The organism is Youhaiella tibetensis (genome assembly GCF_008000755.1).
GTDB classification, from domain to species: domain Bacteria; phylum Pseudomonadota; class Alphaproteobacteria; order Rhizobiales; family Devosiaceae; genus Paradevosia; species Paradevosia tibetensis.
Genome location: NZ_CP041690.1, coordinates 828106 through 842095, shown reverse-complemented (window position 1 = coordinate 842095; position 13990 = coordinate 828106). Strand labels below are relative to the sequence as shown.

10 protein-coding genes and 1 pseudogene are annotated in these 13990 nt (G+C 65.0%); 5 read left to right on the top strand and 6 right to left on the bottom strand.

Going from position 1 to position 13990, the window contains the following annotated elements:
• Window positions 1-50 precede the first annotated feature (50 nt).
• Complete coding sequence (locus FNA67_RS04085) at window positions 51-1535, bottom strand: methyl-accepting chemotaxis protein (RefSeq protein ID WP_049703987.1); 1485 nt, start codon at window positions 1533-1535, stop codon at window positions 51-53.
• Window positions 1536-1831: 296 nt separating this feature from the next.
• Here FNA67_RS04085 and hemA point away from each other — a divergent pair, with 296 nt between their 5' ends.
• Window positions 1832-3112, top strand: a complete 1281-nt coding sequence (gene hemA, locus FNA67_RS04080) for a 5-aminolevulinate synthase (RefSeq protein ID WP_147655164.1) — start codon at window positions 1832-1834, stop codon at window positions 3110-3112.
• A 52-nt stretch (window positions 3113-3164) separates the two neighbouring features.
• On the opposite strand, the gene FNA67_RS04075 is transcribed toward hemA, so the two are convergent.
• Both FNA67_RS04075 and mscL read right to left on the bottom strand, forming a co-directional pair.
• The gene (locus tag FNA67_RS04075) at window positions 3165-3800 is read right to left on the bottom strand and encodes a response regulator transcription factor (RefSeq protein WP_049703985.1); all 636 of its coding nucleotides are present in this window, start codon (window positions 3798-3800) and stop codon (window positions 3165-3167) included.
• Between the two features lie 420 nt (window positions 3801-4220).
• A pseudogene (gene mscL / locus FNA67_RS04070) lies at window positions 4221-4646 on the bottom strand (large conductance mechanosensitive channel protein MscL); the annotation flags it as partial.
• A gap of 215 nt (window positions 4647-4861) precedes the next feature.
• Here mscL and FNA67_RS04065 point away from each other — a divergent pair.
• Window positions 4862-6502 (top strand): ATP-binding response regulator, encoded by a 1641-nt coding sequence (locus FNA67_RS04065; RefSeq protein ID WP_049703984.1) that lies wholly within the window; start codon window positions 4862-4864, stop codon window positions 6500-6502.
• On the opposite strand, the gene FNA67_RS04060 is transcribed toward FNA67_RS04065, so the two are convergent.
• A complete protein-coding gene (locus FNA67_RS04060) occupies window positions 6463-7131 on the bottom strand; it encodes a response regulator (protein WP_049703983.1) in 669 nt (222 codons plus the stop codon). The two genes, FNA67_RS04065 and FNA67_RS04060, sit on opposite strands and share 40 nt — an antisense overlap.
• Before the next feature lie 235 nt (window positions 7132-7366).
• Between FNA67_RS04060 and FNA67_RS04055 the strand changes: the two genes are divergently transcribed.
• The 3 genes from FNA67_RS04055 (at window position 7367) to FNA67_RS04045 (ending at window position 12663) form a co-directional block, all read left to right on the top strand.
• The gene (locus FNA67_RS04055) at window positions 7367-10840 is read left to right on the top strand and encodes a peptidoglycan-binding protein (protein ID WP_147655161.1); all 3474 of its coding nucleotides are present in this window, start codon (window positions 7367-7369) and stop codon (window positions 10838-10840) included.
• Between the two features lie 135 nt (window positions 10841-10975).
• Window positions 10976-11908, top strand: coding sequence for a sulfite exporter TauE/SafE family protein (locus FNA67_RS04050; protein WP_049703981.1), 933 nt, complete (start codon window positions 10976-10978; stop codon window positions 11906-11908).
• Window positions 11908-12663: a TIGR02186 family protein gene (locus tag FNA67_RS04045; RefSeq protein ID WP_049703980.1), complete on the top strand. Its 756-nt coding sequence runs from the start codon at window positions 11908-11910 to the stop codon at window positions 12661-12663. The genes FNA67_RS04050 and FNA67_RS04045 overlap by 1 nt, the downstream gene beginning before the upstream one ends.
• Here FNA67_RS04045 and FNA67_RS04040 read toward each other — a convergent pair.
• Window positions 12660-13232, bottom strand: coding sequence for an NADPH-dependent FMN reductase (locus FNA67_RS04040; protein ID WP_147655160.1), 573 nt, complete (start codon window positions 13230-13232; stop codon window positions 12660-12662). The two genes, FNA67_RS04045 and FNA67_RS04040, sit on opposite strands and share 4 nt — an antisense overlap.
• Before the next feature lie 405 nt (window positions 13233-13637).
• A complete protein-coding gene (locus tag FNA67_RS04035; RefSeq protein ID WP_147655159.1) occupies window positions 13638-13988 on the bottom strand; it encodes a glyoxalase superfamily protein in 351 nt (116 codons plus the stop codon).
• Window positions 13989-13990: the final 2 nt, after the last annotated feature.

The following is a 13990-nucleotide window of genomic DNA, read 5'->3' as shown; positions in this document are numbered from 1 at the left end:
CAGACCAGGTTCGTCGGGGCGGTACCGCCCCGATGCCGACGTTTGTCGGCTTAGGCCGCGGACGTGCGGAAACGGCTGACGCGCTGGACGAGTTCGTCGACCTGGTTGGCGAGGTTGCGGCTGGCCTCGCTCGAACGATCGACGAAGCCGGCATTCTCCTCGGTCAGGCGTTCCATATCGATGATGGCCGCGTTGATCTGGTTGATGGCGCTGGCCTGCTGGGTGGCTGCCTCGGCGACATTGCCGACCTGCCGGGAGATTTCGGCGACCTGCCCGACGATGGCGTTGAAGGCATCGCCCGTGCGGTTGACCAGGGACACGCCGCCTTCCACGGAGGTCTCCGATTCCTTGATGAGCATGCCGACATCCTTGGCTGCCTGAGCGCTGCGCTGGGCCAGGGCGCGCACTTCGGTGGCGACCACGGCAAAGCCCTTGCCGGCCTGGCCGGCGCGCGCCGCCTCGACGGCCGCGTTAAGGGCCAGCAGGTTCGTCTGGAAAGCGATTTCGTCAATGACCGAGATGATGCGCGAAATTTTGGTGGAGGACTGTTCGATCTCCCCCATGGCTTCGACGGCACCCTGGACGACGCTGCCGCCCTGAACGGCGGCACGGTCGGCCTCTGCGGCAACGCCGCTGGCGGCGTTGGTACCTTCGGCGGTCTTGTTGATCGAAGCGGTGACACCATCAAGGGCTGCCACCGATTGCTCGATGGCGGCGGCCTGGCGCGTCATGCGGTCGGAAATATCCTGGGCGGCCTCGGCCACGGCGCCGGCATTGGAGCCGATGAGATCGGTGGCCGAGCCAATTGCCGAGATGGTCCGGTCGATGCTCTCGACGGCAAAGTTGAAGTCGGCCTTGAGGCGGTTCAGCGCGCCATCGAACTCGTCATCGATGCGCACGGAAACGTCGCCCTGGGCGAGGCGGGCGAGAGCGGCGCCCATCGCGTCGATGACGCGCTGCTGGCGCTGTGCGGCCTGGCGTTCCTTTTCCTCGGCATCGGAGCGGAGCTTTTCGAAATAGGTGGTGACGGCGATATCGACGTCGATCATCACCGCCTTGATGAGATCGGCGATATGGGCGCCCATGGCATCGGCTTCGCCGATGAGTTCGGCCGGCTTGCGCTTGCGCGCGGTCTGGGCCTGGCGCTCCATCCAGTCGTGCATGACGCCCTTGACGACCGTCTCCACGATGAGGGCGTAGCCGCCGACGTACCAGCTCGGCTCGAGACCGATGCGGGCGTGGCGATTGCCGATGGCATGGCTGGCGGCGGCATAGGCGTCGTCAAAGCGACCGACGGCAATGGACTGCCAGTGGTTGGATTGAGCGGCCTGCGCCTTGGCCATGTGCTCGTCATTGCCGAAGAACCTGGCCACTTCGGCGGTCTGGCGCACCTTTCCGTAGAAGCGGTCGAGCGCGGGGCCCAGATGCTTGAGCACATCGGGCGCCAGGGCCTGCATGCGGGTGGAGGCGGCTGCGTCAAACCCCACAAAATTCAAACGTTGTTCAAGGCTCTTGGCGGGTTTGGCGCTCGTCATGGAAATCCTCCTGGAAATGACGCAGGTAATCCATGGACGTGCGATGGTTAATTATCGGTTCGTCACAGTCGGTTAGCGACGCACGGATTGTCGCAGTGAACGCAAAAAATCTGCGTGGCGATTGGAATTCGAGGCGACGCGCTTTATCATGGTTCTAATCTAGCCGGGTCCACGCCGCCCCGCCCTGCGCGGCGAATTGACCCATGTGTACGCCCGACGGCCAGGACTATGGTCGCCGGCGACCAAATGCAGCCGGCTCCTCCGGCTCCTCATTGGGCAGACTGAAGGTTGAAATCATGGATTATCGCGGCATTTTCGAGGATGCGCTCGACGCCTTGCGGCAAGAGAAGCGCTATCGTGTGTTTGCCGACCTCGAGCGCATCGCCGGCAAGTTTCCCCGGGCCGTCTACCGGGACGATTCCGACAATGCTCGCGAAATAACGATCTGGTGCTCGAACGACTATCTGGGCATGGGCCAGCACGACAAGGTGGTGGGCGCCATGCAGGAAACCGCGGGCAAGCTCGGCGCCGGCGCGGGCGGCACCCGCAACATCTCGGGCACCAACCGCCCGCTGGTCGAGCTGGAGCGTTCGCTCGCCGACCTGCACCGCAAGGAATCGGCGCTGGTCTTCACCTCCGGCTTCGTTTCCAACGAAGCGGCGATCTCCACGATCGCGCGCCTGATGCCCGATTGCATCATCTTCTCGGACCAGCTCAACCACGCCTCGATGATCCAGGGCGTGCGCCAGTCGGGCATGGAAAAGAAGATCTTCCGGCACAACGACATCGCGCACCTGCGCGAACTGCTCTCGGCTGTGGATCGCAAGCGCCCCAAGCTCATCGCGTTCGAATCCGTCTATTCGATGGATGGCGATGTGGCCCCGATCGAGCAGATCGCCGACCTTGCCGAGGAATTCGGCGCTCTCACCTATATCGATGAAGTCCACGCCGTGGGCCTTTACGGTGAACGCGGTGGCGGCATCACCGATCGCGATGCGCTGGCCCACCGGATCGATATCATCGAGGGCACGCTTGCCAAGGGTTTTGGCGTGATGGGCGGCTATATCGCGGCCAACAAGTCGATCGTGGATGCCGTGCGCTCCTATGCGCCCGAGTTCATCTTCACCACCGCCCTGCCCCCGGCGCTGTGTGCGGCGGCCCGGGCTTCGATCGAGCACCTCAAGACCTCCCAGGAGGAGCGCGCCGGCCACATGCGGCAGGTCCAGCTCACCAAGGAAATCCTCAGCGAGGCCGGCCTTCCGGTGATGTCGACCGACACGCATATCGTGCCGCTGATCGTGGGCGATGCGCGTCTGTGCAAGGCGGCAAGCGACCTGCTGCTGGAAAAGCACAACATCTACATCCAGCCGATCAACTACCCGACGGTTCCCAAGGGCACCGAGCGGCTACGCATTACACCGACCCCGATGCACACGGACGAGATGATCATCGAGTTGCGGCATGCGCTGGTAAGCGTGTGGGCCCAGCTCGAGCTGCCGCGCGAACGCGCTCCGGCGGCACTGACCGCCAGCAAGCTCACCTCGGGCGACCTGACGCTGCCGACCACCGGCGGCTGAAACGAAAAGGGCGCCCGCGAGGCGCCCTTTGTTTTTTGGGGCGAAGGGGCCGTCAACTCGTCAGAACGATCCGCAAAAGGTCGGCTGTATTGCGGGCGCCTAACTTTTCCATCACCCGGGCGCGATGCACCTCGATGGTGCGGGGCGAAATGCCCAGTTCGCGCCCTGCCTCCTTGTTGGACTGACCGTTGGTGATGAGTTGGAGCACTTCGCGCTCGCGCGGGGTGAGCTGGGAGAATCCACGCACCTCGACCGGACGATAGCCACCCGTTGCCGCTCCCAGGTGCACGTCGCGGCGCAGCACGTCACGGACCGAGCGGATGAAGCGCTCCGTATCGATGGGCATGGTGATGACATCGGAGGCACCGGCCTTCATGGCCCGCACCGCCTGATCGACCTGGTTCTCCTCGGCCAGCATGAAGACCGGCACGCCGGTGCGCAGGGACTTGATGCGCTTGAGCAGTTGGAGCCCGTCGTCGGCCCCTACCCGCAGGTTGAGAACCACTACGTCGGGTCGCCGCCGCTCGATGCCGGTGAAGAAAGTAGAAGTATCCAGCGAGAACGCCGTCTGGAAGCCTTCGAGGCGAAAGAGAATGCTCAGAGCCTCGCAGGTGGATGGATCGGAATCGAGAATGTGGACGAGACGGTCCCGGTTCAAAAATGAATGATAATAAACTTCGTCGCTCACATTGCCCTCCCAATGGCAAAAGGAACGGCTCGACACGGCGTGTCAGCAAGGCAGCACTCGACCCAATAGTAGCCCGCTCGCCACAAAGCCTCAGGTGAATCGCTCTCGTAGCTTGCGCTAGGTAGTTGGCTGCGTAAGCTCGCCCGAACACCTAGGATAAAATACCTATCACGCGAACGATTGGCTGGCTATACGTAGTTCGACGGACAATATTCCTAGGGCCCGGCGAAAAAAATGGGCGCCCCGGCGGGCACCCATTCAACTTAATCCGCTGCGGGGCGGCTATTCGGTCGGCTTGGCCGGCTTCCTGGCTGCTGGCTTCCTGGCAGCCGGCTTGGCGGCTGCGGCCTTTGGCGCTGCTGCGGGGGTGGACGTGGAGGCGGCTCGCGGGGCGGCCAGGGCAGCGGTACGAGGCGTACCCTGCTCCTTGATGGCATCGCGGATCTCGGTAAGCAGCAGCTCTTCCTTGCTCGGGGCGGCGGGCGCAGCCGCCTCTTCCTTCTTCTCTTCGCGCTTGAGCGAGTTGATGCCCTTCACGACCAGGAACAGCACGAAGGCGATGATGACGAACTTGACCACCGCGTTAATGAACAGGCCGATGTTGAGCGTGGCGACGCCGGTGGCCCGGGCTGCGGCCAGCGAGGGCACAGGCACGTTGTTGGGGTTGTTCAGAACGATGAACAGATTGGAGAAATCGACGCCGTTCAGGATCAGGCCGATGATCGGCATGAAAATGTCATCGACGATCGAGGAGACGATGGCGCCAAAAGCGGCGCCGATGATCACGCCGATGGCGAGATCGATGGCATTGCCCTTGATGGCGAAATCCCGAAATTCCTTGAACATGGTGCCTCGCAAGTGTTCGCTGCAGGAAACGGACCGACCCTAGTCCGGAGCTGTATGCGCCAACGCGCAACATGCCACTGAGATTCACGCACTTTTATGGACTTTGCAACGTCCGATGGTGCGTGCGGCAAAGTGGTGTTGGACTTTCGGCGAACTTGCCCCGCCCGAGTGCCGGACCGATACTGGGCGGTCAGATGAGAGCAACTACCCAAGTCATGAGCGAGACCACGATCGATGCCGAAGCCAGCCTCAAGCTGGCCATCGGCTACATACCGACAGGGTTGGCGGTGTTTGACCGCGACCTCTCGCTCGTCACATCCAATCCCCAATACCGCACCCTGCTCGACCTGCCCGAGCACCTGGTGGCGCGTGGCGTGCCGCTTTATACGATTGCGCTGTTCCTGGCGCGCCGGGGCGATCTTGGCCCGGGCGAGCCGACGCGGCTGGCGGCGCTGCGCCTGAGCGAGTTGACCAGCAACGAAACGAGCATCAGCCAGCGGGCCGGCCAGGAGGGCGGGACGCTCGAATTCCACGCCAGCCGCCTTCCCGATGGCGGACTGGTCATCAGCTTCTTCGACGTGACCGCCAGGGTCAGGGCCGAACGCGAACTGGAGAGGATGAACCTCTCGCTCGAAGGGCGCGTGGAGGAACGCACGGCGGCACTGACGCAGGTCAATTCCGAGCTCGAGATCGCGCGTGCCAAGGCGGACGCAGCGAACCTGGACAAGACCCGGTTCCTGGCTGCGGCCAGCCACGACCTGCTCCAGCCGCTCAACGCCGCCCGTCTCTATACGGCAACCCTTATCGAGCGGGCGGGCGAGGGCGAAATGGCATCGCTGGCCCATTCGATCGAAGCCTCGCTCAACGCGGTCGAGGAGATCATGTCGGCCCTGCTCGACATCTCACGGATCGATAGTGGCGCGGTGAAACCGGTTCCGGCGCCGTTCCAGATGCGCGACCTCATGCGCAAGATCGAGGTAGAGTTCCAGCCCCTCGCGCAGGAGCGGGAGATCGAACTCAAGATCGTGGGAACGTCACTGGCGGTGATTTCGGACCGGCAACTGGTGGCCCGCATCATCCAGAACCTAGTATCGAACGCCATCAAATACACCAGGCCAGGCGGCAAGGTGCTGGTCGGTTGCCGGCGGCGCGGCGCGCGGGTGCGCCTGGACATCATCGATACCGGGATCGGGTTCAACAAGGACCAGCACGCGCTGGTGTTCGCCGAGTTTTCACGGCTGGAACAGGGTGCGCGCATGGCGCAGGGGCTGGGTCTCGGCCTTTCGATCGTGCAGCGCCTCGTGGCGACGCTCGGCGTTTCACTCGAACTGGACAGCACCGAGGGCAAGGGATCGCGCTTCTCGCTCTACCTGCCGCAGAGCCGCATCGTGCGCGCGGTGGTGGATGGCGAGCGCAAGACGGCTTCCGCTTCAGGCGGCACCATGAACCTGCGCGTGCTGTGCGTGGACAACGAACGGGCCATCCTCGATGCGATGGAGGGATTGCTGCGCGGCTGGGGGTGCGACGTCCGCACGGCGCGATCGCTCAAGGACATTCCGCGCGACAACCTGTTGGTGGGCTGGATGCCTGACCTGGTGCTGATGGACTATCACCTCGACCAGACCTCGGGCCTGGATGCCATCGAATGGTTGCGCCACAATGTGGGTGGGCACCTGCCCGCAGCGCTGGTGACGGCCGACCGCAGCCCGGCGGTGCGGACGCTGGCCGAAGAACGCGGCATCGCGGTGGTGACAAAACCGGTCAAGCCGGCGGCGCTGCGCGCCACCATTTCGAGCCTGGCCGGGCAGCGCGGACTTCAGGCGGACTCGCGTCCGGCCAGCAGCGCCTCGAACTGACCTTCCTCGATCCTGGCGGCGGCGATCACCGCCTGGGTGCGGCTGTCGACATTGAGCTTTTGCAGGATGGCCGAGACGTGCGCCTTGACGGTCGCCTCGGAAATCGAGAGCTCGTAGGCGATCTGCTTGTTCATCAGGCCATCGCTCAGCATCATGAGCACGCGCACCTGCTGGGGCGTGAGGCTGGCGAGGCGGCGCATCAGCTCCGACTGGTCATCGGACTGGGTCAACTCGACCCCCTCAGGCGCGGCAACGCCGCCGGCGAGGACCGTCTCGATGGCGGCGCGAATCTCGGCCGGGCCCACCGACTTCTGAAGGTAACCGGACGCCCCCAGCTCGAAGGCGCGGCGCACGACGGTCGCGTCCTCGACCGCAGAGACGATCATGACCGGTACATCGGGATACTGGGCGCGCAGCAGCAGCAGCCCGGAAAAGCCGCGAACGCCGGGCATGTTGAGATCGAGCAGCACCAGATCGCAGTCGCGATCGGCTTCGAGGGCGGCAGCGAGCCCTTCCAGGTCACCGGCCTCGGCTATGGAATACTGCGAACCTTCTCCGGCCAGAGTCTGGCGCAACGCCGCCCGAAACAGGGGATGGTCATCCACGATGATGATGCGGCGGTTGGACATCGGCCTTACGCCCTTACGCTGAACTCAGTGACCGGGCTTTAACGCATCAAGGCAGGCCAAACAAGGTTCACACCGCTTTGAGACCGGCGGATACGGAAGGGTTAAGCAAATTTACCATCCTGTTGCCAAATGCACCGGTACTTAACCGGTTGTTTACTATGTTTTTCCAAGAGTAGGGCGCAAACCTCCGCATCAGCATCGCGGAGGCTCTCAACTTTAGGCTTGGGAACAACCTATGGCCCGCGCTCTATCAGCCTCCGACCTCTCAGACCATCGCGACGCGCAGCCGGGCGAGTGGCAGGCGTTGCGTGGCGAGCTGGTGGCACTCCTCGACCAGGTCGAAACCCAGTATGCCCGCGTCAGAACGCCCGAGCCGGGCTACGATGCCCTGGCCGAGCGCGTGCGAGACCTGCGCTACCAGGTGGGCGAGGGCGGCGGCAGCCGTCACCGGGAAGCGCTGCGCTCGGTGCAGCGGGCGGTCGATCGTTTCTCCAGCGAGCGTGACGGGGACGGCTTCGAGGGGCGCGAGACGCGCCAGAACCCGCAGCACGTCCTGCAATCGGCGATCAATGAAATCCGGGTCCGCCAGGGCGCACCTATCGCCGCGCCGCGCGGCGCAGGCGAGATCGAGGCGCTGGCGCACTCGGTGACCGGGCTTTCCGGCCGACTCGAACGGCTCGAAGGCGAGTTGCGCACGCAGCGGAGCAGCAACGGCAGCGTCAAGGAAATCGGCGAGCAGGTGGCCCAGCTCACCCATGTGGTGGAACTGCTGGCGGGCGCAGTGGGCGAGACCGGGCAGGTCAAGCGGCTCGAGGCGCAGATCGCCGACCTGGCGCAGACCATGGCCCAGCCGCAGGCGCCGGACCTGTCGGCGATGACCAAGCGCATCGACGACCTGGCCAAGACCGTCGAACGGCTGGCCGACATCCAGATCCAGCATTTCGGCCACGAGGCCAAGGACGGCACCGCGCGGGCGGCGGCTGTCCAGAACGGCATGACGGCGATCGAGGAAAGCGTGCGCTCGGTCTACGACCGGATCGACGCCATCGAAAAAACGCTGGCCATGCCGAGCGCCGAGTTCGAGCGGCTCACCGAGGAAATGGCTTCGTTCACCGAGGCATTGCGCGGGAACGGCTCCGGACCGGACGCGATGGTGCCGATCATCGAAGCCATCAACGACCGCATCGCCGGGCTTGAAGGCAAGGACGGCGTCATCGGCGGGCTCAAGGCCGATATCGGCGCGCTGCGCAACAAGGTGATGGAAGCGATGGAGCCGCGCTTCGCGGCCATCGAGATGCAGATCGAGGCCTTGAGCGGACGGCTCGGCGAGGGCAAGTCCGAGGCCGGCATCGGCCATATCGAGGCGCAGATCCGCCAGTTGGTCGCCCGCATGGACCAGACCAGCGAGCAGCTTTCGCACCTGGCCAAGCTCTACGCACAGCAGGAAGATCGCGCCGAGCCCGATTTCGAAGCGCTGGCGGGCATGGTGGCGCGCAAGACCGCCGAGGCGGTTTCGGGCGGCAACGCGGGCCTGGACGCGGATGGACTCGATGAGATCGAGCGGCGCGTCTCGCGCCTTTTCGCCTCGGCGCCGGCGTCCGAGGAGCTTTCGGGCATGCACGATTCCATCCGGCGGGTGGATGAGCGGCTCGACCGGCTCGAAGCCATGCTGTCGAACCGCGACAAGCCCGAAGCGCCGGCCAAGCCGGAGCCCAAGGCCGCAATCGCGCCTGCGGCGCCAGCAGCGCTTGCAAGCCTCGACAGCGACCTGGTGGTTCCCGCCATGGCGCGCAAGCCGACGGTGCGCATTCCCGGCCCGCCCGAACGCGACGACATGCCCAACAACCCGTCCGAGGACCGGCCGCTGACCGATCCCGGATTTGGCGACGACAATGCCGTGCGGGCCGCGCTCGAAGAGAAGCGCTCGCCTTCCGACGCGATCCTCAACCGGCTCGGGGCCGGCAAGCCGCGCATGGATGCTCCGGGCTTTATCGATCCGGATTCCATCGTGCGTCCGCCCAAGCCGGCGTCGAGCCTGGACAATGTGCGCGAAAGCTTCGTCGAGGAGACGGCAGCGCCGATGCCGGTCGAAGCGGCGGCAGCACCCGAGCCCGAGCCGATGGCTGAACCGGTGGTCTCGAGCAGCCGCAGCACCTTCATCGAAGCGGCCCGGCGCGCACAGCGTCAGAACGCCGCCAAGATCGAAGCCGAAAGCAATTCGGTGATCGCGAGGGCCCTGGCCCGCTTCCAGGGCGGGAACGCTGTCGCTGGTGAATCGATCTCGCTCGAGCCGGAAGTGCCGGCAGAAGACGCCAAGCCGAGCAAGGCAGAGCTGCGCAAGGCGGCGAAGGCTGAAAAGGCTGCTGCCAAGAAGGCTCGCAAGGCCGAGGCTGACGCGGACCACATGCCTGGGCTGGAAGCCCTTCAGCCCCGACAGAGCTTTCTGAGCCGCAACCGTCGCCCGCTCCTGCTCGGCGCGTTGCTGGTGGCGGTTTCGGTGCTGGCGCTGAACCTGGTGGCCCAGCGCATTTCGGCACCGGCGCAGAGCGACCAGCCGGCTTCGGCTTCGACCACGCCCGAGGCCCAGCCCGAAACGCCGGCGCCGCAGACGACCGGCGAGGCCTCCCCGCTGGTGCTGCCGGAGGCCAACGCGACGCCTACCGCCCTCGCCACGCTGCCGGACAATCCCGATATCGTGCCGACGCTCGACGCCACCACGGTCAGCTCGATCAACCCGCAGGCGGCGATGAACTTCACCAGCCCCACCCAGGTGGCGGCGATCCCCGCCGCGCTCAAGGCGACGACGCTGACCGAGGACGAACTGGCGCCCGAACCGCTGGCAAGCCCGGTCAAGGTCGAGCTGCCGCCCGAGGCGATCGGCCCGATCGAACTGCGTCAGGCGGCCGCCGACGGCGATGCGCGCGCCCAGTTCGAGGTGGCGGCGATCCTCACCGAAGGCCGGGCAGTCCCGCAGGATCTTTCGGCCGCCGCCGTCTGGTACGAACGCGCCGCGGCGCAGGGCTTCGTGCCGGCCGAATACCGCCTTGGCAGCCTCTACGAGGCCGGCAAGGGCGTGGCCAAGGATCTGGAGCAGGCGCGGCTCTGGTACCAGCGCGCCGCCGAGGCGGGCAACCGGATGTCGATGCATAACCTTGCCGCGCTCTATGCCGGCGGGCAGCTCGGCAAGCAGGATTTCGCGGCGGCGTCGGAATGGTTCGAGCAGGCCGCCATGCGCGGGCTCACCGACAGCCAGTTCAACCTGGGCATGCTCTATGCCCGCGGGCTGGGCGTGCCGCAGAACCTTGAGACCTCCTACAAGTGGTTCTCGCTGGCCGCGGCGAGCGGGGATGCCGATGCGGGCAAGGCGCGCGACGACATCGCCAAGTCGCTCGACGCGCCGACCGTGACGCGGCTGACCGGCGAGGTGCATTCGTGGAAGCCGCAGGCGATCGACCTGGCCGCCAACTTCGCGCCGATCGGCACGTGGTCGGACAAGTTCGATGCCGGCCAGGCGATCAACGACCAGAAAGTTGTCATGAAGGTGCAAGCTGTGCTTGCCAAGCTGGGCTATGACGTGGGTACCCCCGACGGCAAGGCCGGCCCCAAGACCGCCGACGCCATCAAGGCGTTCGAAACGGCTACCGGCATGAGTGAAACGGGAACGGTAAACCCCCGATTGTTGGCCGTTCTGGGCAGTCAGCCTGTCTGAAACGCAAGGAAAGGCTGATCGACGTTGACAGTTTGGTGAGGGGGCGCATAAGCGTCCCCTTGCTCCATATTATTTGCCAAAAAGAGTGGCCCCGATAAGCACTTGTAATCCGGGACCATAGAAGCGGACAGGGCCGTGCAGATCTACCTGCCGATCGCGGAACTCTCGATGAACGTCTTTTTCCTGGTGGGAATAGGCGGGGCGGTCGGGTTCTTGTCGGGGTTGTTCGGGGTGGGCGGCGGCTTCCTGCTGACGCCGCTCCTGATCTTTACGGGCGTCCCCTCCCCCGTGGCGGTGGCATCGGTGACCGGGCAGGTCGTGGCGGCGTCGACTTCGGGCGCCCTCTCCTACTACCGGCGTGGCGGGATAGACCTGCATCTGGCGATGTATCTGATCCTCGCCAGTACGTTGGGCGCCATAGCGGGCGTGTTCTCGTTCTCGCTGCTGCGCTCGCTCGGCCAGCTCGATCTCTTCATCTCCGTGAGCTACCTGGTGCTGCTGGGCTCGATGGGCACGATCATGCTGATCGAGGCGGTGCGGGCCATCATGAAGACGCGCTCGGGCGTGGTGGTGCGCGAGCGGATGCCGCACCAGCATACCTGGATGCACGGGCTGCCGATGCGGGTGCGGTTCAAGAAGTCGCGGCTCTATATCTCGGTGCTGCCGGTGCTGGCGATCGGGGTGTGCATCGGCTTTATCGGTTCGCTCCTGGGCATCGGGGGCGGCTTCATCCTGGTGCCGGCACTCGTCTATCTGCTGCGCGTTCCGGGCAACGTGGTGATCGGCACCTCGCTGCTGCAGGTGGTAGCGATGATGGCGGTGACGACCGTGCTCCACGCCGTCCAGAGCCAGAGCGTGGATATCCTTCTTGCCTTCTGCCTGATGGTCGGGGGAACGGTGGGGGCGCAGTTCGGGGCGTCGGCGGGGCAATACCTGCGCGGCGAGCAGTTGCGGGCATTGCTGGCGCTGCTGGTGCTGGCCGTGGCGATCCGCTTCGGGCTCTCGCTGATCCTGCCGCCGAGCGACATCTTCAGTACGGCGTTGCTCGGACCGGGGGGAGCTCTCTGATGCGCGCCTTGCTCCTCGTCCTCGCGCTGGTGCTCATGGCCTCGCCGGTTCAGGCCGAGCGAGTGGTCTCGAGCGTTTCCAACACCACGGTGCTGATCAGTTCCTCGTTCGACGGGGAGACGCTGACCATGTTCGGCAATATCGAGCCGGAGCTGGGGACGGGCCAGCCGGCCAAGGGGCCGTACCATGTGGTGATCGTGGTCGAGGGGCCGCTCTCGGACCGGGTCACCCGGCTCAAGACCAACAATTTCGGCATCTGGATGAACACGGTCCAGGTGCAGTTCAACGCCATGCCGACCTATTTCCATGTGCTCTCGGACGCCAAGCTCAAGGAAATCACCACCCCGGTGGTGATCGCCGAGGAAAAGCTGCGGCCCGAGTACCAGGCGCAGGCCGCGATCGAGACGGGGTGGTGGGACTCGGTGGTGTTCGCCAACCAGACCGTGCGGCTGCTGACCGAGAAGGGCGCGTTCGCCGTGCGCGAGGACGGGGTGCAGTTCCTCTCCAACACCTTCTACTCGGCCCAGCTCACACTGCCCGCCAACGTGCCCAACGGCGCTTTCGTGGCGCGGACCTATGTCTTCAAGGACGGGCAGATCATCGCGCGCAAGTCGGACGGGTTCTCGGTGCGCAAGAGTGGGTTCGAGCGCTTCGTCGGCCAGTCGGCCAACCAGTACCCCCTGCTCTATGGCCTCGTCTGCGTGGCGCTGGCGCTCTTCACCGGCTGGCTGGGCGGCGTCGTCTTCAAGCGCTAGTGCAGCGGCGGGACCACGCTGTGGACCCGCTCGATGAACATGCCGAAATCGGCCATGTACTGCTTGAGGAACTCGCGCGTGCTCTCGACCGTGACCTCGCCGTCATCTGCGATGAGATCGGGCTTGAACTGGATATAGGCCTCGGGCGCGTTCATCTGGGGCGAGTTGCAGAAGGAGAGGACGCTGCGCAGGCTCTGCTGGGCGATGGCGGTGCCGATGGCCCCGGTCGAGGCGCCGATGACGGCGGAGGGTTTGCGCGTGAAGGCGTTCTGGCCCCAGGGGCGGCTGGCCCAGTCGATGGCGTTCTTGAGGCCGCCGGGGATGGAGCGATTGTATTCGGGCGTGACGAAGAGGACTGCCTGGACGTCGGCGATGGCCTGCTTGAAGTCGCGGGCGACCTTCGGGTAGTCGGCGTCGAAATCCCGGTTGTAGATGGGCAGGTCCCTAAAGCTGATCTCGCTCATGGTGAGCTGGCTGGGCGCGAGCTTGACCAGCGCCATGGCCAGCTTGCGATTGATCGATTGGCTCGACAGGCTGCCGATGAGATAGCCGACCTTGAACTGCGGCATGGACGTCTCCCTTGTTGAGACGGCGGCCGAGAGCCGCCGGGCATGCCCCCGCCGGGGATTATGCCCGCAGATCGGCAAGATTGGGAAGGGTCGCCGACGCCGATCGATTCGGCTGCGACCGAAAGGGGGTCCCCCGGGGCTGAAATGCGGGGCTTTTGGCGGTCTTGCGGGACCCATATTTCCGCTAAATCATTGATATTTAACTGCAATGAGGCGTTGCTCGGTTGGCAAATCGATAAAATTTGAATCAATTTCGGGCATGGTTCGGCGATGCCGCGCAGTTTTGCGGGGTTTGTCGGCTTTCTCGGGGAATGTTTTCGGACAGCGGGTTTCGCCGGGTCGGGCACCCGTGGATAGAGCCCCGACCATTCTAGAGCGAAGGAGGCGCGAGGGGATATCCGGAGTTCAGCGATGAGAGAGGATGTTGATGGCGTTGCCGAAGGGATCGCGGACGTAGAAGCGCCGGACGCCCCAGGGTTCGTCGGTGAGTTCGTAGACGATCTCGAGACCGAGGTCGCCGGCGCGGCGGCGGTAGGCGTCGACATCATCGACCTCGATGGAAAGCGTGGGCACGGGCGTGCCGGAGCCGCCTTCGGTGGCGATGCTGACCTGCGGGGCCATGCGGGCATCGGAGGCGAAGGTCTGGATCCAGCCGTGATCCATGACCAGGTCGAGGCCCAGGAAATCGCCATAGAAGGCCTGGGCGGCGGCGACGTCGCCGGTGGCAAGATTGGAGATGACGCGCAGGACGGCCATGG